At 64.5% G+C, this 19,024-nt stretch carries 15 protein-coding genes and 1 pseudogene; 9 read left to right on the plus strand and 7 right to left on the minus strand.

All coding sequences use genetic code 11. From position 1 onward, the window contains the following. Positions 1 to 11 precede the first annotated feature (11 nt). Complete coding sequence (locus VSX60_RS02595; RefSeq protein ID WP_327622587.1) at positions 12 to 803, minus strand: creatininase family protein; 792 nt, start codon at positions 801 to 803, stop codon at positions 12 to 14. A 131-nt stretch (positions 804 to 934) separates the two neighbouring features. Between VSX60_RS02595 and VSX60_RS02600 the strand changes: the two genes are divergently transcribed. The 4 genes from VSX60_RS02600 (at position 935) to VSX60_RS02615 (ending at position 4,102) form a co-directional block, all read left to right on the plus strand. Next, positions 935 to 1,408, plus strand: coding sequence for a MarR family winged helix-turn-helix transcriptional regulator (locus VSX60_RS02600; protein ID WP_327622588.1), 474 nt, complete (start codon positions 935 to 937; stop codon positions 1,406 to 1,408). Positions 1,409 to 1,520: 112 nt separating this feature from the next. Beyond that, the gene (locus tag VSX60_RS02605) at positions 1,521 to 2,540 is read left to right on the plus strand and encodes a LacI family DNA-binding transcriptional regulator (protein WP_327622589.1); all 1,020 of its coding nucleotides are present in this window, start codon (positions 1,521 to 1,523) and stop codon (positions 2,538 to 2,540) included. A 44-nt stretch (positions 2,541 to 2,584) separates the two neighbouring features. Further along, positions 2,585 to 3,568: a 2-hydroxyacid dehydrogenase gene (locus tag VSX60_RS02610; RefSeq protein ID WP_327622590.1), complete on the plus strand. Its 984-nt coding sequence runs from the start codon at positions 2,585 to 2,587 to the stop codon at positions 3,566 to 3,568. A 90-nt stretch (positions 3,569 to 3,658) separates the two neighbouring features. Next, positions 3,659 to 4,102 (plus strand): hypothetical protein, encoded by a 444-nt coding sequence (locus VSX60_RS02615; protein WP_327622591.1) that lies wholly within the window; start codon positions 3,659 to 3,661, stop codon positions 4,100 to 4,102. Between the two features lie 15 nt (positions 4,103 to 4,117). Here VSX60_RS02615 and VSX60_RS02620 read toward each other — a convergent pair whose 3' ends face one another. From VSX60_RS02620 to VSX60_RS02635, 4 genes are all read right to left on the minus strand, one after another. Continuing rightward, a complete protein-coding gene (locus VSX60_RS02620; protein ID WP_327622592.1) occupies positions 4,118 to 4,807 on the minus strand; it encodes a GNAT family N-acetyltransferase in 690 nt (229 codons plus the stop codon). Beyond that, positions 4,804 to 5,724, minus strand: coding sequence for an alpha/beta hydrolase (locus VSX60_RS02625; protein WP_327622593.1), 921 nt, complete (start codon positions 5,722 to 5,724; stop codon positions 4,804 to 4,806). The genes VSX60_RS02620 and VSX60_RS02625 overlap by 4 nt, the downstream gene beginning before the upstream one ends. 444 nt (positions 5,725 to 6,168) lie before the next feature. After that, positions 6,169 to 6,528, minus strand: a complete 360-nt coding sequence (locus VSX60_RS02630) for a cell division protein ZapA (RefSeq protein WP_327622594.1) — start codon at positions 6,526 to 6,528, stop codon at positions 6,169 to 6,171. A gap of 20 nt (positions 6,529 to 6,548) precedes the next feature. After that, a complete protein-coding gene (locus VSX60_RS02635) occupies positions 6,549 to 6,827 on the minus strand; it encodes a DUF4164 domain-containing protein (protein WP_327622595.1) in 279 nt (92 codons plus the stop codon). A gap of 236 nt (positions 6,828 to 7,063) precedes the next feature. Between VSX60_RS02635 and tkt the strand changes: the two genes are divergently transcribed. From tkt to VSX60_RS02660, 5 genes are all read left to right on the plus strand, one after another. Further along, entirely contained in the window at positions 7,064 to 9,085 is a 2,022-nt protein-coding gene (gene tkt, locus VSX60_RS02640; protein WP_327622596.1) for a transketolase, read from the plus strand. Between the two features lie 158 nt (positions 9,086 to 9,243). Continuing rightward, positions 9,244 to 10,254, plus strand: coding sequence for a type I glyceraldehyde-3-phosphate dehydrogenase (gene gap / locus VSX60_RS02645; RefSeq protein WP_327622597.1), 1,011 nt, complete (start codon positions 9,244 to 9,246; stop codon positions 10,252 to 10,254). Positions 10,255 to 10,458: 204 nt separating this feature from the next. Further along, positions 10,459 to 12,267, plus strand: coding sequence for a potassium/proton antiporter (locus VSX60_RS02650; protein ID WP_327622598.1), 1,809 nt, complete (start codon positions 10,459 to 10,461; stop codon positions 12,265 to 12,267). A 113-nt stretch (positions 12,268 to 12,380) separates the two neighbouring features. Next, positions 12,381 to 13,577 carry a phosphoglycerate kinase gene (locus VSX60_RS02655; RefSeq protein WP_327622599.1) on the plus strand — a complete coding sequence of 399 codons (1,197 nt, stop codon included), beginning with the start codon at positions 12,381 to 12,383 and terminating at the stop codon, positions 13,575 to 13,577. A 130-nt stretch (positions 13,578 to 13,707) separates the two neighbouring features. Then, positions 13,708 to 14,433, plus strand: a complete 726-nt coding sequence (locus tag VSX60_RS02660; protein ID WP_442873042.1) for an SGNH/GDSL hydrolase family protein — start codon at positions 13,708 to 13,710, stop codon at positions 14,431 to 14,433. On the opposite strand, the gene VSX60_RS02665 is transcribed toward VSX60_RS02660, so the two are convergent. Together VSX60_RS02665 and VSX60_RS02670 are read right to left on the minus strand one after the other, a co-directional pair. Continuing rightward, the gene (locus VSX60_RS02665) at positions 14,416 to 16,461 is read right to left on the minus strand and encodes a sensor histidine kinase (protein WP_327622601.1); all 2,046 of its coding nucleotides are present in this window, start codon (positions 16,459 to 16,461) and stop codon (positions 14,416 to 14,418) included. The two genes, VSX60_RS02660 and VSX60_RS02665, sit on opposite strands and share 18 nt — an antisense overlap. A gap of 381 nt (positions 16,462 to 16,842) precedes the next feature. Further along, positions 16,843 to 18,890, minus strand: a pseudogene (locus VSX60_RS02670) (catalase); the annotation flags it as partial. Between the last annotated feature and the right edge of the window lie 134 nt (positions 18,891 to 19,024).

The raw sequence follows: 19,024 nt of genomic DNA on the forward strand, positions 1-19,024 counted from the left end.
CGCAGCAGCTTTCAGCGCAACCGCGACAGATCGAAGGCCAGCACGTCGTCGAGGAACTCCACGAACGCTTTTGCCTGATAGTCGGCGATTGCCGCGCCGATTGCCGCCGTCGCCAGCGATGCGTTGCCGACGACCCCCGCCGGATTGAGATCCCCTGCCATCCAGCCGAAGCCGAGCCGGCCATGCGCCCGCAGCCGTTTGGCGGATTCGCCGAGTTCGCTCTGGAGCGAGGCGAAATCCCGCACCGCGCCGGTCCGCACGAGCTCCGGCCGGAAATGCAGCATCAGCGATGTCTCCACCGCGCCGCCATGAATGCCGGTGGCGACCTCCGTGGCCGGCAGCAAGCCGTCCGGAATGCCGAAGCGCAGCCAGGAGCAGGTCGCGGCCAGCACGCCATGCGCCTTACGTAGTTCCAGCGCGGCGGTGTCCATCACCGGCGTGTTGCCGCCATGGGCGTTGACGATGACGAGACGACGAAAGCCGTTGGAAGCGAGCCCCTCGCCGATTTCGATCAGGGCCGTCGTCGCCGTCCGCCAGTCATAGCTCAGCGTGCCAGAAAGCCGCGTATGTTCGGTGGACTTGCCGATCCGAATCGTCGGCAGAAACGTCACCGGGCGCTCCGCCGGCAGCATTGCCAGCACTGTCTCGACCATCGCGTCGGCCAGCATCGCATCGGTGCCGAGCGGCAGATGCGGCCCATGCTGCTCCACGGCGGCGATCGGAATCACCGCGACAGCCGTTTCGAGCGACACTCGGTCGGCCGCGAGTTCCTCGCTCGTCATCTCCTCGTAGCGTGGCCGCATGGTCGATCCTCGTGATGAGCCTGGTATGTTTGGCCCGTAGCGATGTTCCTGGCATGAGGGTAACGGGCAAACAAGGTGGACAACATAGCGGCACTTCGTCATTTTGCCCCGCGAAGAGGGATTGGGACAAGATGGCGGGGAAGAAGCAGAGGAAGCGGTCGGCGACGACGCATCTCGGCGTCGCCGCGCGCATCGCGCGGACCGCTCTGGCGGGACGTCTAGCGACGCTCGATCTCTATCCCGGACAGGACACGGTTCTGCTTGCAATCAGCGAAGAGGACGGCATGTCCTTGCGCGAATTGGCCGAGCGCCTGTCGGTGCGGCCGCCGACGATTACCAAGACCGTGACCCGCCTGATCGCTCAAGGTCTCGTCGAGAAACGGGGTTCCGAGCGCGACGGGCGCCAGAGCCACGCGCATCTGACCGACAAGGGCGCAGCCATCGTCGATGCGGTGGGCGCGGCGCGAAAGGCCGTCGATCGCGCCGCGCTGGCCGGCTTTTCCGGCCGGGAGCGCAAGACGCTGCGCAAGCTGTTGCAGCGTATGGCACAAAACCTCGCCGACACCGGCGCGACGCCGACAAGGGACATCGCGTCGGGTGATTGAGCCGGCACCCGCACCGTTCCTTGCGGCGAAAGCACCGGCAGGGCTTTGCGCGACCGCCAGTGTTTGCCATAGATCGACGCGGCATCAGTGGAAACGGGAGGAACGGTCTTAGGTGGCGCAAAAGGTCAAACTCTCGACGATTGCGGATTCGCTGGGTCTTTCGACCGCGACCGTATCGCTGGCCTTGCGCGACAGCCCTCTGGTCGCGGAGGTCACGCGCGAACGCATCAAGCATGCGGCGCGCGATCTCGGCTACATCTACAACCGGCGCGCTGCCTCGCTGCGGACGTCGAGATCTGGCATTCTCGGTGTCTGCGTTCATGACATCATGAATCCGTTCTTCGGCGAGATCCTGAAATCCGTCGAGGATGAGCTCGACCGGCGCCGCCAGACCTTCATCCTGTGCAACCATCACGACGAACTGGCCAAGCAGCGCTCGTTCGTCGATACGATGCTGCAACTTGGTGCCGACGGGCTGATCCTGTCACCGGCCATCGGGACACCGGCCAGCGACATCCACCTGGCCGAGGAAAACGAATTGCCGGTGACGCTGATCGCTCGCACGATCGAGGGCTCCGGCGTCTGTGGCTTTCGCGGCGACGATTCCTACGGCATGGGGCTCGCGGTCGACCATTTGATCGGGCGCGGCCACCGCTCGATCGCGATGATCGGCGGCACGGCGATGACCTCGACCGGGCGCGATCGGGAGGCCGGCTATCTGGCGGCGCTGACGCGCGGCGGCATCGAATTCCGCGACGAATGGCGCATCAAAGGCCCGCGTGACCGCCATTCCGGCTTCGACGCCGTGTCCGCTTTTCTCGCCATCGAGAACCGCCCGACCGCGATCGTCTGCTTTTCCGATCTCGTCGCGCTCGGCGTCATGTACGGCTTGTCGCGCGCGGGACTGCGGCCGGGTGTCGACGTCGCGGTGATCGGTTATGACGACATCGATGAGGCGGTGATCGCGACGCCCTCGCTGACCACCGTCGCGAACGGCCAGAGCGAGGTCGGGCGGCGGGCGGCGGGCGCCTTGCTCGACCGCCTCCAGGGCCAACCGGCGAACGAAGAGACCATCCTCATCACCCCGGAACTCAAAATCCGACAGTCCAGCGAACTCGCCTGGCCGGACTGACCCACCACAATTCTTCGATCCACACTTTTTCCAAGGGAGCCCCCATGTCCGACCTGTCCTCCGTGACCATCCTCGTCCCCGGCAAACTGAACCCCGATACGCTCGATACGCTGAAGACCACCTTCGATGTCGAGCATGTTCCTGATCGCGATGTGTCGAAGCTGAGCCAGGACCGCCGCAACGCCGTACGCGGGATCGCGCTGATGGGCGCGGTGCCGGCCGCCATGATGGATGCGCTGCCCAACCTTGAGATCATCGCCAATTTCGGCGTCGGCTACGATGGCGTCGATGTGAAGCACGCGACTTCCAAGGGTGTCATGGTCACCAATACCCCCGACGTCCTGACCGATGAGGTCGCCGACACGACGCTCGCCATTCTCCTGATGACGGTGCGCGAACTCTACGCGGCGGAAAAGCACCTGCGCGAGGGGCGGTGGGAGAGCGAGGGCAACTACCCGCTGACTCCGATGACGCTGCGCGGGCGCACCGCCGGCATCATGGGCCTCGGACGCATCGGCCTGGCCATCGCCCGGCGCCTCGAAGCCTTCGGCGTGCCGATCGAATATCACAACCGCTCGGAGCGGACCGATGTCACCTATCGCTACCATCCAAGCCTGGAAAGCCTCGCCAGTTCGGTCGATACGCTGATTATCGCGGCCCCCGGCGGCGCGGCCACCGAGCGCGCTGTGAATGCCAAAGTCCTGAAGGCGCTCGGGCCTGACGGCGTCGTCGTCAATATCGGCCGAGGCACGACCATCGATGAGCCGGCGCTGATCGAGGCTCTCGAAAACGGAACAATCCGTGCCGCCGGCCTCGATGTCTTCGAGAAAGAGCCGCACGTTCCCGCCCGGCTGATCGCATTGCCCAACACCGTGCTGCTGCCGCATGTCGGTTCCGCGTCGCGGCACACGCGGGGTGCGATGGGCGATCTCGTCGTCCGTAACCTGACCCATTGGTTCCAGGGACAGACGCCGGTTTCGCCGGTAACGGAATCAGTGAAAGCGGGCATCCTCCCACGCCAGGACTGAACGCTTCGATAACGGTCGCGATCCGCGTCAACCTTCGCTTAAGGTTCTAGGAAGCATAATGGTCCCGAACAATTTCGTGAGGGAACCGATATGAACTTTGCCGCGACGGCCTTTGGGGCCGGAATTGCCGCTTCCGTCTTCGTCGCCGGCCTGCAGGGCGCAACGGTCACGGCGACGGAGCCGGTCGCTGGCGTAGCGACCCTCGCGGCCACGGCAATGGTTTCGACCGCTGCCGCGGACACGACTCGCCTGAACGCCGTGCGTTTGATCGACCTGCGCAGCGGCGCAACCTGCAAGATTGCGGCGAGCCCAAACCTTGAGGCCGGCTTTGCCAACGCTCCGATCGGCCCGGATTGCGCCGGCTCGCCCACCCTGCAAAGCGTCTCGCAATGGCGCTCGTCGCGCGATGGAACGCTCGAGATGGCCGACAGCGAAGGCCGGACCCTGATGCGTTTCATGCCAGGCGACGGGGTGCTGTTCGAGTCGATCTATCCGTCCGACGCCATGGTGACCATCGTCCCCGCCAGAGGATAAGTTGCCGCCTCGCCCCTATTGCCCGGCGACAAGGCTCTCGCGCATCTCCGCCAGCCCGCGCCGCTGGCGACCCTCAGCGTCGAAATTCTCCGGCGCCAGCCAGGCATCGAAGCCGGCTTTGACCGTCGGCCAGCCGCTGTCGAGGATCGAATACCAGGCGGTATCGCGATTGCGGCCCTTGACGATCATGTGCTGGCGAAACAGCCCCTCGTAGCGAAACCCTAGCCGCTCGGCCGCCCGTTTGGACGGCTGGTTGCGATCGTCGCATTTCCATTCGAGGCGCCGGTAGCCCATTTCGTCGAACACCCGGCGCATGATCAGGTAGAAGGCTTCGCTCGCTGCCCGCGACCGCTGCAAGGACGGGGCAAGGCAGATATGGCCGATCTCAGTGACGCCGTTCGCCGCATCCGTGCGCATCAGCGCGGCAACCCCCTCCGCCCGACCGGTTGTCAAAGGCAAGATGGCGTGAAACCGGATGTTGTCGGCGAGATAGGTGGCTTCCGCCCAACTGCGGAATACGGCCTCGTCGGCGAACGGCCCGTATGCCATGTGATCGAAGATACTGCCCTGGCCATCTTCGGCCAAGGCCGCGAACAGCGCGCCGAAATGGCGATGGTCGACGATCGGCTCCACCTTGACGAAATGCCCCGCGATCGGTTGCGTCCCTGGAAATCCCCGGGCGGCGAAGTCCGTCAGCGCGCTCACCGCGCGTTCTTCCGTATGAAATTGAGCGTCTCGTCGCGGATCGCAGTATCATTGAGCGGGATGGCGGTCGCGAAGGCGGTGATCGCCCCCAAATGATCGACGCCTGGATAGATCGTTTCGGTCACCGAACCGCCTGAGGCGCGCATTTTCGCGGCCAGCGAGCGGGTGTTCTTCGGGTCGACCGTCGTATCGTCGGCGCCGGCGATCAACAGCATCGGCGGCTCCCCGCCGTCGACGAAGTTGACCGGCTGGCTCGCGGCGCGCTGCTCCTCTGGGAAGATCAGCTTGTAGCGCTCTTCCGTCAGCGGCAGGAAATCATACGGACCGGCAAGACCGATAAAGCCTGCGAGGTTTTGCGAGGCCAGCTTTTCCCTTGCCAGCCAGGTCTCGTCAGTGGCCAGCAGGCCGGCGATCTCGGCGCCGGCCGAATGACCCATCAGGAAAAGCGGGTGCGAACCGCCCGGCATGGCGTAGGCGCCACCGCGCACGGTCCTGGCAATTCGCGCCGTTGCCTTGGCGGCGTCCTCGATGAAGCCGGGAAATCGCACCTCCGGATAGTGGCGATAGTCGGGGATGGCGACGATGACGCCCTCGCTTGCCAGCGACTGGCCGACAAACAGATAGAGGTCCTTCGATCCCGAATCCCAGCCGCCGCCATAAACGAAGACAACGAGCGGCGTGTCCGGCGTCACCGTCGCCGGAATGTAGAGGTCGTAGGTGCCGCTGTCGCCGGGCATATAGCGAATGTCTTCGACGACGCTGTAGCCGTTGCCGCTGGTCGCGGCATTGAGCACCGCCGCGCAACCGGAAATGGCAAGCGCGGCGACCGGCCCCACCAGTGAGGCCACAACGGCAGGCCGGAAGCGGCTTTTCTGGCGGACGGCAGGGATGGCGGCAGGGGATTGGACGTTGCTCATGAAAGCGGAACTAGAGCGTCGGACGACAATAGGAACGCGTTCTGCCAGCGGGATTTCGTGACAAGGTCGAGGGGATCGTTGCGGGTCGTAGCGGCGCTACGGCCAAGACGGGCCCCGATGGAATTGGCCCGAAAGCTCCTGGCCCACCGATCGCCCCGCGCCGAATGGTGCGGAAAGGTCGATCGGCAGGTTTGCAAGCCTGCCGTTTGCCGGAGGCAAACAGGCGGGTGGGTTTCCGGTCGCCGGGCGCCCACTTTGTCGGCCGGCTCGACCGTAGCGCCGCTACGCTCGTCGCCGCCCTCCGCGTGGATCACCGCGGCGAACCGAGAAACAGAACCGCGTCCATATTGTTGTCCGACGCTCTAGGGTCGCGTCGCGCCGCAACAACGATCAAGCCTCGCAGTGATGCCTGCGGCACGGCGTCGCCGTCCCGTAGCGCTTCGCCTAACGGTCGCCAAGCCGCGCGCCGAGCCGCTCCAGCGCTTCCGCCGTCTCGTTAAGGCTATCGACGAAACGGGTGCGGTCCTCATGCCGCGCACCGTCGAATTCTTGGGACCGAGCGGAATGTTCGGCGATTTCGCCCTCGAGTTCGCGAATCCGCCGCCGGGCCTCGAACAATTCGTCCGAGCCCATGATGGCGGCCATGACCATCAGACGGAGATCGTCGATCTGTCCGAAACTTTGCCTCAGCTCGGCGATCCGGCCATCGACCTCCGCAGCGAGAGTCGTCAGGTGAGCCTCCTCCCCCTCGCCGCAAGCCATGCGATAGGTCTTTTCGTCGATAGTGACGACGATCTGTGGCATTCGACCTCTCTCCGCTGTCCCTACTTGTGGCGTTCGAGAACGCCGCGAACCCGTTCCATCGCGTCGACGAGTCGCTGCGAGACCTCACGGTTGGCGCGATCGAGCCGTTCGCCCCGCGCCAACGCCGCGTCGAGTTCGCGCGCCAGCCGGCCGCGGTCGGCCGTCATACGTTGAATCTCGGCTTCGCCGCCCCGCAGGAACGATTCCCGCTCCTCACGCTCCTCGACGGCGTGTTCCAGCCGCTCGATCGCGGTCCGAAGGCGCAGACGCGCCGTCTCGAACGGATCTTCCGACGACATCGCGTCGTCCCCCTGACACCAACCTGCGGGCAAAGCCCGGTTCTGACATATGCCTTCCGCGAATGCGCGTATGGCCCTTCATGGTCTAGCGTTTCGGGCTGGCCATGGAAAGCGCCGCGGTGGCGCGATCCCCCGATCCGTCGCGCCAGGATGCGGTCTTCGTTTGTTGACAGTAGCATAGCCATGTGATGACTGCCGCGCGTCACGGCCGTCAGGCCGTCAATCGGAGCGCCTTGATGACAACACCCGACCAGCATCGCCAGATGGCCAACGCCATCCGGTTCCTGTCGGCCGACGCCGTCGAGGCGGCCGGGTCGGGTCATCCGGGCCTTCCCATGGGCGCGGCCGACGTCGCCACGGTGCTGTTCACCCGCTTCCTGACCTTCGATCCGCGCGATCCCGACTGGGCCGACCGCGACCGTTTCGTGCTGTCGGCCGGGCACGGCTCGATGCTGCTCTACAGCCTCCTGTATCTGCTCGGATACGACGACATCGACATCGACCAGATCAAGAATTTCCGCCAGCTCGGCGCCGAGACCGCGGGACACCCCGAATTTGGCCATGCGGCCGGAATCGAGACCACCACCGGACCGCTCGGCCAGGGTCTCGGCAACGCCGTCGGCATGGCGATCGCCGAGCGCGTCATGAACGCGCGCTACGGCGACGGGATCGTCGACCATTATACCTACGTGCTGGTGGGCGACGGCTGCCTGATGGAGGGGATCAGCCAGGAAGCGCTCACGCTCGCCGGCCATCTCAAGCTGAGCAAGCTCATCGTCCTGTGGGACGACAACGGCATCACCATCGACGGCGAGGTCGCGCTGGCCGATTCGACGGATCAGGCGGCCCGTTTCGCGGCGAGCGGCTGGAATACGGTTCGCTGCGACGGGCATGATCCTGAGGCGATCGCCGAGGCGATCGAGGCGGCCAGGGCGAGCGAGCGGCCGACCCTGGTCGCCTGCAAGACCACGATCGGCTATGGCGCGCCGACCAAGGCCGGCACCGCCAAGGTACATGGATCGGCTCTCGGGCCGAAGGAGCTTGCCGCAACCCGCGAGGCGCTCGGCTGGGACCATGAGCCATTCGAAGTTCCCGCCGAGATCCGCGACCAATGGCGGATCGCCGGGCTGCGCTCCAGCACGCGCCGCAAGGAATGGCAAAAACGCTTCGCCGAGATCGATGCCGAGATCCGTGGCGATTTCGAGCGGCGGATGCGCGGCGATCTACCGAGCGGTTTCGTTCAGGCCATGCAGCGCTACAAGCGCGCGCTGAACGAGGAGCGCCCCACCGTCGCCACCCGCAAGGCTTCGGAAATGGTGCTCGAGATCATCAACGGCGTGGTGACGGAGACGATCGGCGGCTCGGCCGATCTGACCGGCTCCAACAACACCCGCACCAGCCAGACCGCCGCCATCGTTCCCGGCGACTATTCCGGCCGCTTCGTCCATTACGGCATTCGCGAGCACGCCATGGCCGCGGCGATGAACGGCCTGGCGCTGCATGGCGGCGTCATCCCCTATTCTGGCACGTTCCTGGTATTCTCCGACTATTGCCGCGGCGCGATGCGCCTGTCGGCCCTGATGGGCCAACGGGTCATCTATGTGATGACGCATGATTCGATCGGCCTCGGCGAGGACGGGCCGACGCACCAGCCGGTCGAGCATCTCGCCTCGCTCCGGGCGATGCCGGTGATGCAGGTGTTTCGTCCAGCCGATGCCGTCGAGACGGTGGAATGCTGGCAGCTCGCGCTGGAATCGCGCCACGCGCCCTCGGTGCTGGCCCTCAGCCGCCAGGATCTGCCGGCCTTGCGGCTCGACAAGCACGACGAGAACCGCAGTGCGCGGGGCGCCTACGAGATCAGCCCGGCCTCGGGCGAGGCGGAGGTGACGATCTACGCCACCGGATCGGAGGTCCAGATCGCCATGGAAGCGCGCACGCGTCTCGAGCGGGACGGCGTACACACCCGCGTCGTTTCGGTGCCGTGCTTCGAGCTGTTCGAGCAGCAAAGCCCGGAATACCAAGCAGCGATCCTCGACCACGGCACCGTCAATGTCGCGATCGAGGCCGGAATCCGCCAGGCTTGGGACCGCTTCATCGGGCGCGACGGAATCTTTATCGGCATGACCGGCTTCGGCGCCAGCGGCCGCGCCGCCGATCTCTATGAGCACTTCGGCATCACCGCGGATGCCGTGGTCGCCGCCGTCGAGGCGCGTCGCGGGTCGGAGCGTCCGGAGGAGGACGATGATGGCGAGCGCTAGCGAGCACCGCCCTTACGGCATCGAAAATCAGCGTCCGCATAAAAAAAGCTGACCGGGCCGAATATTGATCCCGACCGCCTGCTTCTGTACAGCCCAAGGTGACCGCGACACCCCCGCGACGTTTGCCGGCAGGGCGCGCCATCGAAGGAGACGGATCAATGACAGTTCGCGTTGCAATCAATGGCTTCGGCCGCATCGGCCGCAATGTGTTGCGGGCGATCGTCGAATCCGGACGGACCGACATCGAAGTGGTCGGCATCAACGACCTGGGCCCCGTCGAGACCAACGCCCATCTGCTGCGCTACGATTCCGTGCATGGCCGTTTCCCGGCCAAGGTCACCGTTGACGGCGACACCATCAGCATCGATGGCGGCAAGCCGATCAAGGTCACCGCGATCCGCGATCCCAAGGATCTGCCCTGGGGCGACCTCGGCGTCGACGTCGCCATGGAATGCACCGGCATCTTCACCGCCAAGGACAAGGCGTCCCTGCATCTGGAAGCCGGCGCCAAGCGGGTGCTCGTCTCCGCCCCGGCGGCCGGCGCCGATAAGACCATCGTGTACGGCGTCAACCACGACACGCTGACCAAGGACGATCTGGTCGTCTCCAACGCATCGTGCACCACCAACTGCCTGTCGCCCGTCGCCTACGTCCTGAATGAGCTCGTCGGCATCGAAAAGGGCTTCATGACGACGATCCACTCCTATACCGGCGACCAGCCGACGCTCGACACGATGCACAGCGATCTCTATCGCGGCCGCGCCGCCGCCATGTCGATGATCCCGACCTCGACGGGCGCCGCCAAGGCCGTCGGCCTGGTGCTGCCGGAGCTGAACGGCAAGCTGGACGGCGTCGCCATCCGCGTGCCGACCCCGAATGTCTCCGTCGTCGACCTCAACTTCATCGCCAAGCGCGAGACCTCGATCGAGGAAATCAACGCGGCGATCAAGGCGGCCGCCGACGGCAAGCTGAAGGGCATTCTCGGCTACACCGAGGAGCCGCTGGTCTCCATCGACTTCAACCACGACAGCCACTCCTCGGTCTTCCACATGGATCAGACCAAGGTTCTGGACGGCACCTTCGTGCGCATCCTGTCCTGGTACGACAACGAGTGGGGCTTCTCCAACCGCATGTCAGACACCGCCGTCGCCCTCGCCAAGGCGCGCTAACGGCCGGGTGGACAGGCGTGGGGCGGGGGGCCTCCCGCCACACGCCTGTGGCATGTAAGTTTAAACTCTGAACGCGACGCTTCCCCCGATCCGGTCATAGAACCCATATGGCGACGGTCCAGATACCGGAAAGCTCGCGATTTCACGTAGCGGCGGTCGCGCGCGGGGTTCGTCTCGCTGTTCCAAGGCTCTGATTTCCAGCCGATGCTCGAAACGCTTTACCTCGCCATCATCGTCGGCACCGTCCTGATCCTCATCGCGGCATTTTCGAGCCTGCTTGCCTTCCGCTTCGGCGCGCCGCTCCTGCTGCTATTCCTGTCGATCGGGTTGTTGACCGGCGTCGACGGCATCGGCATCGACTTCGACAATGCGAACCTCGCCTATGTCGTCGGGACGTTGGCGCTTGCCATCATCCTGTTCGATTCGGGCTTCGGCACGTCGCTGCAGGCTTTCCGGCAGGCGGCCGTGCCGGCGATCACCCTGGCGACCTTCGGCGTGCTGTTGACCGCCGGCCTTTTCGGCGTCGCCGCCTCCTATCTCCTCGATCTGCCCCTGATCGAGGGCATGCTCCTCGGCGCGATCGTCGGCTCCACCGATGCGGCGGCGGTATTCTTCCTGCTCCGGGTCGGCGGCGTCATCATCCGCGAACGCGTGCGCTCACTGCTGGAGATCGAATCCGGCACCAACGATCCGATGGCGATCTTCCTTACCATCGCGCTCGTCGAACTCCTGGCCTCCGGCACCGGGCTCGAGCAGCTCGGAGTCGACGTCCTGCTCGGCTTCGCCCAGCAGATGGGCCTCGGCATCGTCTTCGGTTTCGGCGGCGGCTGGCTGATCCGGACCCTCGTCGGCAAACTAGCGATCGACCGCGGGCTGCTGCCGGTGTTCACGCTGACGCTGGCCCTGCTCATCTTCGGCGTGACCGGAGCGCTGGGTGGGTCGGGCTTCCTCGCTGTCTACATTTCCGGCCTGTATGCCGCCAACAGCGGCCTGCGCAATACCGTCAGCCTCAAGCGTTTCCAGGATGGGCTGACGTGGCTTGCACAGATCGTGATGTTCCTGATCCTCGGCCTGTTGGCGACGCCCTCGCAGTTCGGCGAGATCCTCCTGCCGGCCATCGGCCTCGCCGCATTCCTGATCTTCGTTGCCCGACCCGTGGCGGTGTGGCTCTGCCTGCTGCCCTTCGACTTCCAGCGTCGCGAAAGCGCCTTCGTCTCGTGGGTTGGACTGCGCGGTGCGGTGTCGATCCTGCTCGCCATCGTTCCGCTGATCGGCGGTCTCGACGACGCCCGGCTGTTCTTCAACACCGCTTTCATCATCGTTCTCGCTTCGCTGCTTGTGCAGGGTTGGACGCTCGCCGTGGTTGCCCGGCGGCTCGGACTCATCGTACCGCCGCGGATCGGCCCCATCGAAAAGTTCGAACTGGAGCTTCCCGGTACGCCCGATCACGAACTTCTCTCCTACCGCGTCGTGCCCGACAGCCCGGTGGAACGCGGCGAACGGGTGCCACGCTGGGCGCGACCGTCACTGGTGATCCGCGACGGACGATCGATGCGATACCAGTATGCCGGGCGACTTCGATCCGGCGACACCGTCTATCTGTTCATCTCGCCGCGCTATCCGCCGCTGCTCGACCGGCTGTTCGCCAGCCCCGCCACCGTTCGGCCCGACGACGCGGAATTCTTCGGCGAATTTTCGGTCGATCCGGCGGCTGCCGCCAAGGATCTCGCCAACGCCTACGGAATCCACCTCCAGGACAACGAAGCCGACCTGTCGATCTCCGACATGATGATCCGCCGGCTTGGCGGGCGCGCCGAATACGGCGACCGGGTGGCCGTGCCGCCGATCGAACTGATCGTGCGCCAGACCGGCGTCGACGGGGCCGTCGTCGATGCCGGTCTGTCGCTGGAGCCGGAGAGCCGGCGCGGCGGCGGCATCCCCCTGTTCCTCAACCTGAAAGACATCATCCGCCTGCTGCGCCGCGTCAGCGGCCGTGGCGCTGCAAAGCCCTGAGCCGGGCAGCCCGCGCCCGATGTCCCGGCATCTACAAACATGGATTGTTGCACTATAGCCCATCGTAACACCGACGAGCCGCAGCGGCGGCCGACATGAATGGAGGACCTCTCATGACCACGCAGTTCAAGACGCTCGACGACGCCGATGTCGCGGGCAAGCGCGTCCTCCTCAGGGTTGACCTCAACGTACCGATGCAGGACGGCAAGGTCTCCGACCGGACCCGCATCAGCCGTATCCTGCCGTCCATCCGCGAAATTTCGGACAAGGGCGGCCGGGTCATCCTGCTGGCCCATTTCGGCCGGCCGAAGGGCAGGCCGAATCCCGAGATGTCGCTGGAGCCTCTGACGCCGGTCCTGTCCGAAATGCTCGGCATGCCGGTCGGTTTCTCCGACGATTGCATCGGGCCCATCGCGGCCGGCATCGTCACCGGGCTCAAGGACGGCGACGTCGTGCTTCTGGAAAACACCCGTTTTCATGCGGGTGAGGAAGCCAATGACGAGGATTTCGTCAGCCGCCTCGCCTCGCTCGGCGATATCTTCGTCAACGACGCCTTTTCCGCCGCCCATCGGGCGCACGCCTCGACCGAAGGCCTCGCCCGGCATCTGCCGTCCTATGCCGGTCGCACCATGCAGGCCGAACTGGAAGCACTCGAACAGGGCCTTGGCGATCCCGCCCGGCCGGTCGTCGCCGTCGTCGGCGGCGCCAAGGTGTCCACCAAAATCGACCTCCTCTCGAACCTCGTCAAACGGGTCGACGCGCTGGTTATCGGCGGCGGCATGGCCAACACTTTCCTCGCCGCGCAAGGCAAGGACGTCGGCAAGTCCCTGTGCGAGCACGATCTGGCCGACACGGCTCGGGCGATCATGGCGACGGCGAAAGACGCCGGCTGCGAGATCGTACTGCCCGTCGATGCCGTCATCGCCCGCGAGTTCAAGGCGGGCGCGGACAGTGAGGTCGTCTGGGTCGATGCGGTTCCGAACGACGCGATGATCCTCGACGCCGGGCCCGAGACGGTGAAGGTGGTCAGCGCTTGGCTCGACAAGGCGAAGACGCTGGTCTGGAACGGCCCGCTCGGCGCCTTCGAAATCCCGCCCTTCGACACGGCGACGATGGCTGCGGCCCGCCACGCGGCGGAACGGACCAAGACCGGCGAGCTCACCTCCGTCGCGGGCGGCGGCGACACGGTCGCCGCGCTCAACCAGGCGGGCGTTGCCGACGATTTCACCTACGTCTCCACGGCCGGCGGGGCGTTTTTGGAATGGATGGAGGGTAAACCGCTGCCCGGCGTCGAGATTCTCAAGGCCTGACGCGAAAATCGCGACGCTCCAAGGGCTCGAAAGACGAGGCGCGTGGCTATATCTTCTGCCACGAGCCACATCTAAGATCAGCGGAGCCCGGTCTGCCGTGTCATTTCAAACTGCCTCTCTCTCCTGGTTGATGTTTCCGGTCTATGTCTGGCAGGGCATCGGAGTCCGCCGCCGCGTCGAGCGCATGCCGCCGCCAGACGGCGCTGTCACCGGTTTCTTAGGCACTGAGGCAATCCGCGACACGGCGATCCGGCTGCTGGTCATCGGCGACAGTTCGGCCGCAGGCGTCGGCGTCGCCAATATCGAGGACAGCCTCGCCCCGAAGCTGGCGGAACGGCTCTACGCCCTCACCGGCCTGTCGGTGTTCTGGCGGACGGCGGGCTCCAACTCCGCCGTCTCGGCCGAGGTGCGCGACCATGTCGTGCCCAATCTCGCGCGCGAGGCGTTCACCCACATCGTCCTGATGATCGGCACCAATGACGCCAAGAATTTTCACGGCGCCCGCAAGTTCAAGAAGGGCTTCGGCGGCCTCCTCTACGCGCTGAAGGCAAAGTGGCCGGAGGCGCGCATCGTCTGGTCGCCGCCGGTCGACCTGAAGCGCGTGCCGGCGCTGCCGCGCGGCCTTGCCCATGTCTTGGAACTGCGCGCCCGGATCATCCGCCGCATGGGCGCGCGGCTGTGCGTCGAGCGCGGCGCGATCGCCTCGACGTCGCTGCCCCGGGTCGAGCCGGCGGGTTTTTCCCGCGACGGTTTCCACGCCTCGATCGAGGGCTATGCCTATTACGCCAACCATCTGGTCGGCTACGTGCTGGGGGACCGCTCGCGGGCGGACGAGACCTCAGGCGCTCTCCGCTGAACGCTTGCTGCGATCCGCCGACCGCGTGGAGGATTGCAACGGATCGAGGATCTGTGTGTCGAGCGGTGCCTCCCGGCGTTCCTCCAGATCCTTCATGGTCAAGGTCATCCGCAGGCCCGCGGACGTTATGTCACGCTCAACCGTCGCGTCGAGTTGATGTGCCATCGCCTTGAGCATGACCGAGCCGAATCCGCTCGTTTTCCCTTCCGAATCCGACTTGTCGTCGGGCGGCACCTTCGAGCGTTCGGCCCACACCAGCGTGACGACGCCGCTCGCCGTGCGTTTCCAGGTCACGTCCACTTCACCGCCTGAACAGCCCAGAGCGCCATATTTCGCGGCGTTGGTGGCTAATTCGTAGAGGATCAGGCCGATCGGCGTGACGTTGGACCTGGAAACCGTCAGGGGGTCGCCGGCGATATTGATCCGGAAGTCATCGGTGTTTGCATAGGGTTCGAGCACGCTTTTGACGATCGACCCCAGCTGCGATTCCGTGGCGCCTTGCGTATCGGCGTGGGCGCGGGCCAACGCGTTGATGCGGCCGCGCGCCTCGTCGGCCACCTCCTGCGGCGTGGTCGCGTGGCTCGCGGCTAGCGCAACCAGTGACGAGGTCATCGCGAACAGGTTCTTGACGCGGTGATCCAGTTCATGCGCCAGCATGCTGGTGTTGCGGTTCGCTTCCTCCAGTTCGCGATTGGAATGGGCCAGTTGCTCGGTTCGCTCATCGACGCGCCGCTCGAGAACGCGGCCCGCCTCCCGTAACTGCCCGGTCAACTGCTCGTTCTCCCGCCTGTAGTCCCGCAGCCAGCTCGTCGCCCGTCGCATCGCCCGGCCCGTATCGGCGAGTTCCTTCATCCGCATGGACGGTAGCGGCGTGTCGTCGAACTCGCCCTTGGAAATATGGCTCGCCTGCGCGGCCAGAGCCTTGATCGGCTTGGTCAGGGCACGAGCGAGGAGAGCGCCAAAGAGCGCGGTTATCGCGACGACGATCGCGACTACCAACAGCCCGATATTGCGGACCCGCTGGAGCGGACTCAAGATATCGCGCTCCGGCAGATAGGTTATGACCACCCATGGCGTGCGCGAACCAGAGAGACGCCGCACCGCACCGCGCCAGTTCTCGCCCTGCGCTGTGAAACGTGTGAGCCGCGTCTCGCCAGGATCAAGATCCACCAGACCGCCTGGCAGGCTGGCAACCGCTTGGGCGAGCGCCGGATCATCGATCTCGGTCACCTTGGCAAAGCGCTGCTGCCCCTTGCCATCTGCGGCGCGAACGAATGACGCATCACGGTGAGCAATCACATCCCCGGTCTGGGAGACAATTGCCGCCGAACCATTCTGGCCGACCTGCAAACCATCTAGGAATTGCGATAGCGCGCCGATCTCGATGTCGATGCCGACCGCGCCGCGCATGGTCATGCCATCCTCGCCCAGGACGGGCGTGGCGACGGTGATTCCCGGGCGTTGCGAGGAAAAGAAGATGTACGGATCGGTCCAGACGACCTCCCTTCCCTCCATGGCTCTCAGATACCAGGGGCGGGTGCGGGGATCGTAGGTATCCGCGTCATCCCGGCGCCGCGAGACACGGCGCAACTCGTCATCGAAATAGTCCAGTTGCACGGAGCGGACGGGGTCGGTCTCGATCCATTTGGTTCGATACGTCGCACCCTCGACCGTGTCGTCGCGGCTGACATAGACAAAGGATCCGTCCGTCGCGCCGTAGAAGATGCCTGCGAAATCCTTCCGCGCGCGCAGAACCTCATAAAGGTATCGCGTGAGAATCGCTCGGTTGTCGGTCTGAACGACCGCCCGCTCGGCCAGTCTTTGCGAGAGAGTAGCCGCGTCATCGGCGGGGTTCAGGAAATTTTCGGTAAACCGGGTGGTGTCGTGCGCGACCCTTTCCGTCAGCTGTTCGGCATAGGACAGAAGCACGCTTTGGGACGCGAAGTAGGTCAACGCCAGCACGGCCAGCAACGCGGCGACCTGCAGGCCCACCAGCGTCGATGTCAGAACCGTTCGACATGACCACATCCCCAGGTCTCTCCTGTCCGCCAATCAAGAGGCAGGAGTGTGAACGGGCGAGAGGCGAACTACAAGGCAGGGTGTCCGAAGATTCGCCGTGGCGAAGAGTTATCGAAAGCGGCAATGGCAGGCTGCCCCGAAAGCCTCTTGGATATGTTTCAGAACTACGCGCCAAAGGCTCAGGAGTGCCTTAAAGTCGTATCGCGATGAAGCGACACCCGATTTTCGCAGGTTTGATCGTTTGAGCACACCAAGGACGTTGATTCTGCAACGTTTTTAACGGCCACCGGAGACACTCCGATGAACCGTTGATGGGCAGGCGGTGACGCTACGAGGGTTGGGGTCCGGCGGAGCGGCGCCAGCGCCCAGATATCCGGCGCTGGCGTTCTCTCAGGCCGCCTTCACTTTCGGTTCGCGCTCCCAATGGCGCAGCGCGCGGCAGCTCTCGACAAAGCCCTGCGCATCTTCTGGCGCACCCAGTTCCATACAGCCCTTGTCCAGATCCGACGCGATGCCGGTCTTCTCCAATAGCGTCATGACGTCCGGCGAATAGGCCATGAATTTGCAATGAGCGAAAGCGTCGGTAACAAAGTCCCTGGCCGGGGCGATCCTGGTCAGCAACTCGGCGCCCTCCTTGCTGGCCAGCACCGCTACCGCGTCGTAAAGTAGCGAGGGGCCTCCATCGACTTTTTGCTTGGCCTCGATCCAGCTGCCATCGCTTGCCTTGACGCCGCCCACCATCGGAGCCACGACCTCGAACATCGCGCCCTCGGCCTCGATCGCCGACTTCAACGCCTTGAACAGGTCGGCGTCGACGCCGTCCGTAACAAGCACGCCCAGCTTACGTCCCTTCAGGCTCTTCGGCCCATTGAGCAGAATGGACAGCTTCGGTGACGTTTTCAGGTCCATCTTGGTCGGCCTTGCGGCGTCGGCGGCCTCCGGCATTTTCTTCAGACGAAGACCGTCCCCAACGCTCTTGGCCAGGTCCTCGTCCACATTGAGCAGATGCGCGACCATCCGCATCCGGATGGCCGTGGTCTCGACTTTCGACAGCTCGAAGATGAAAGCGTCGGCGATGTGGTTCTGCTCGGTCCCCGTCTGGGACAGGTAGAACTGGCGTGCCTGACTGTAGTGGTCGGCGAATGTCTCCGAGCGGACCCGGCGCTTTTCGCCCACGACATCCTCGGGGTGAGAGGACAAGCCTTTTTCCGGCGATTCACGCGGCCCGCCCATTTCCCCGCCCCACGAGTTCGGCTCGTAGTTGGCCCGACCCTTCGGGTTGTGCATGGCCATGTGGCCGTCCTGCTGGAAGTGATGGAACGGGCAACGCGGCGCATTCACCGGAATATGGGGAAGTTTGGGCCGCCGAGCCGCTTCAACTGGGTATCCAGATAGGAGAAGTTGCGCCCCTGCAGTAGCGGGTCGTTGGTAAAGTCGATGCCTGGCACAACATTACCGGTCTGGAAAGCGACCTGCTCGGTCTCCTGGAAGAAATTATCGACACAACGATTGAGCGTCATCTTGCCGACGATGCGGATCGGCACTTCCTCCTCGGGAATAATTTTCGTGGGGTCGAGAACGTCGAAATCGAACTTCTCCGCGAAACTCTCGTCGAAGAGCTGCAAGCCGAGTTCCCATTCAGGAAAATCACCCATCTGGATCGCATCCCAGAGGTCGCGACGATGAAAATCGGGATCGGCACCGTTCAATTTGAGTGCCTCATTCCAGACGACCGACTGCAGACCCTGCTTAGGCTTCCAGTGAAACTTGACGAAGGTGGATTTTCCCTCGGCGTTGATCATCCGGAAGGTGTGGACGCCGAAGCCTTCCATGAAGCGGAAGGAGCGTGGAATCGTCCGGTCGGACATAATCCACAGGGCCATGTTTATCGATTCAGGCGTGAGCGAAATGAAGTCCCAAAAATTGTCATGCGCCGTCTGCGCCTGCGGGAATCCACGGTCTGGCTCCTGTTTGGCGGCATGGATGAGATCGGGGAACTTGATCGCGTCCTGGATGAAGAACACCGGGATGTTGTTCCCGACGATGTCCCAGTTTCCCTCCTTGGTATAAAATCGGCAAGCGAAACCACGCACGTCCCGCGCCAGATCGGCTGACCCCTTGTTACCGGCCACTGTCGAGAACCGGACGAACATATCGGTTTTCTCGCCAGCCCGCTGAAAGATATCGGCACGCGTGATGTCGGAAAGCGACTCGTAGGTCTCGAAGGTTCCATGAACCCCGAATCCGCGCGCATGGACCACCCGCTCGGGAATTCGCTCATGGTCGAAATGGAAGATCTTTTCGCGGAAATGCTGGTCCTCCATCAGCGTCGGCCCACGCTGCCCGGCCCGCAAGGAGTTCTGGTCGTCGGCGACAGGAACGCCGCCTTGGGTTGTCAATACCGGTACATCGCCGCCGGCGACCTGGTGGATCCGCCCCCTGCGCCGCGTTCAAATTCGACGCCGCCGAGCTCGATAGCGCCTCTGGCCTTCTTGCCGGAATTCTTGCTCATTTCATCACCCCATTTCGTCGATCGTGGCAGCGCGGCGGTCAGGAGAATCAGAACGCAGCT

Source organism: Aurantimonas sp. A3-2-R12, assembly GCF_036016755.1.
GTDB classification, from domain to species: domain Bacteria; phylum Pseudomonadota; class Alphaproteobacteria; order Rhizobiales; family Rhizobiaceae; genus Aurantimonas; species Aurantimonas coralicida_A.

What these genes read in the sequence shown, in the direction of transcription:
- gap (WP_327622597.1), top strand. Translation starts at nt 9,244, where the DNA reads ATGACAGTTCGCGTTGCAATCAATGGCTTCGGCCGCATCGGCCGCAAT.
- VSX60_RS02595 (WP_327622587.1), bottom strand. Translation starts at nt 803, where the DNA reads ATGCGGCCACGCTACGAGGAGATGACGAGCGAGGAACTCGCGGCCGAC.
- VSX60_RS02635 (WP_327622595.1), bottom strand. Translation starts at nt 6,827, where the DNA reads ATGTCGTCGGAAGATCCGTTCGAGACGGCGCGTCTGCGCCTTCGGACC.
- VSX60_RS02655 (WP_327622599.1), top strand. Translation starts at nt 12,381, where the DNA reads ATGACCACGCAGTTCAAGACGCTCGACGACGCCGATGTCGCGGGCAAG.
- VSX60_RS02650 (WP_327622598.1), top strand. Translation starts at nt 10,459, where the DNA reads ATGCTCGAAACGCTTTACCTCGCCATCATCGTCGGCACCGTCCTGATC.
- VSX60_RS02600 (WP_327622588.1), top strand. Translation starts at nt 935, where the DNA reads ATGGCGGGGAAGAAGCAGAGGAAGCGGTCGGCGACGACGCATCTCGGC.
- VSX60_RS02665 (WP_327622601.1), bottom strand. Translation starts at nt 16,461, where the DNA reads ATGTGGTCATGTCGAACGGTTCTGACATCGACGCTGGTGGGCCTGCAG.
- VSX60_RS02615 (WP_327622591.1), top strand. Translation starts at nt 3,659, where the DNA reads ATGAACTTTGCCGCGACGGCCTTTGGGGCCGGAATTGCCGCTTCCGTC.
- VSX60_RS02660 (WP_442873042.1), top strand. Translation starts at nt 13,708, where the DNA reads ATGTTTCCGGTCTATGTCTGGCAGGGCATCGGAGTCCGCCGCCGCGTC.
- tkt (WP_327622596.1), top strand. Translation starts at nt 7,064, where the DNA reads ATGACAACACCCGACCAGCATCGCCAGATGGCCAACGCCATCCGGTTC.
- VSX60_RS02625 (WP_327622593.1), bottom strand. Translation starts at nt 5,724, where the DNA reads ATGAGCAACGTCCAATCCCCTGCCGCCATCCCTGCCGTCCGCCAGAAA.
- VSX60_RS02610 (WP_327622590.1), top strand. Translation starts at nt 2,585, where the DNA reads ATGTCCGACCTGTCCTCCGTGACCATCCTCGTCCCCGGCAAACTGAAC.
- VSX60_RS02630 (WP_327622594.1), bottom strand. Translation starts at nt 6,528, where the DNA reads ATGCCACAGATCGTCGTCACTATCGACGAAAAGACCTATCGCATGGCT.